We start from the raw sequence: 1,019 nt of genomic DNA, 5'->3' as shown, positions 1-1,019 counted from the left end.
GCAAAATAACGTGCCAGTGAGCTTTTTTTACGCTACCATCAGGGTTGATGTCTTTATCATGCAACGGACTTTCTACCCAAGGGACATGATAACCGTCCAAAATCTCTTTCCAATTCTCGGGCGCACTTTCAGGGTACACGATAGAAGTCCACGTTCTAGCTCTGTTATCCTTATATTTTTCTTTTTCAGCCATAAAAATTCCTCCTAAATCGAGCTCAGAAAACTAAAAACGGTTAGAAGGAATTGCATTTTATTCACTTTTTGCGTAGAATATACTACGAGAACAGCGAAATGTATACACTTCGCCCGTTCTAGGTGAATACTGCGGAAACGCAGACCTTCTAACCCATGTCCTGATAGCACGACTCGCCAAAGTACACGCTATCAGGATTTTTTTAACCTTCCACATAGGCTCGAATTATTTTTATAGCTCGATTATACTACAAACCCTTCTAGACGTCTAAAATCGCTTAGAAGGGTCTTTTTTTGCTTTCTAAGCGATTTTAAGAGCTTGCGGGGTTTACCACCCCGCACCCCGTCAAGCTGATGTCAGCTTGACCACCAGCCATACGTGCCGTATATCGCGCAGAACAGCCCAAAAAAATGGGCTATTCTTGTCCCTTATCGTGTTTTGCTGTCCTGTTAGTCAAGGGTTGCCCTACGGCGTATCGCTTTCGCTTGCCCCTTGACTAACATCCACTTCCTGCGGGCTCTCGCCACCGAGCTATATTCGTGTTATACGTCAAAATTACCTACGTACAATATCTCTTTGAGAAGTTTTCCTTACCTTTGGCTTATAAAACTTAGCAATTTCTCTCGCTCTTTCACGAAAATCGATCAAAAGTCTATGCCAAAACATAAAGTCTAGTGAAGTCTATGCCAGATTTTGCGAATATTAATTCGCTAAAGTATAACCCACTATACTTTAGTCCCTAAAGTGTGGGCTCTGCGAGGCTGTTTTTGTGCGTAAAGTCTACGCACAAAAAGAAGACCTGACAAAGTATATACTTCGTCAGGTC

1 protein-coding gene is annotated in these 1,019 nt (G+C 42.4%); it reads right to left on the bottom strand.

Annotated features, from left to right (window positions below):
• The coding region (locus tag LMU01S_RS10065; protein ID WP_225354633.1) for a Rep family protein at nt 1–193 on the bottom strand (193 nt) is incomplete at its 3' end.
• Nucleotides 194–1,019 lie beyond the last annotated feature (826 nt).

It is taken from the genome of Ligilactobacillus murinus DSM 20452 = NBRC 14221 (genome assembly GCF_001591685.1).
Lineage (GTDB): Bacteria > Bacillota > Bacilli > Lactobacillales > Lactobacillaceae > Ligilactobacillus > Ligilactobacillus murinus.
This window is presented reverse-complemented; position numbering and strand designations above follow the sequence as displayed.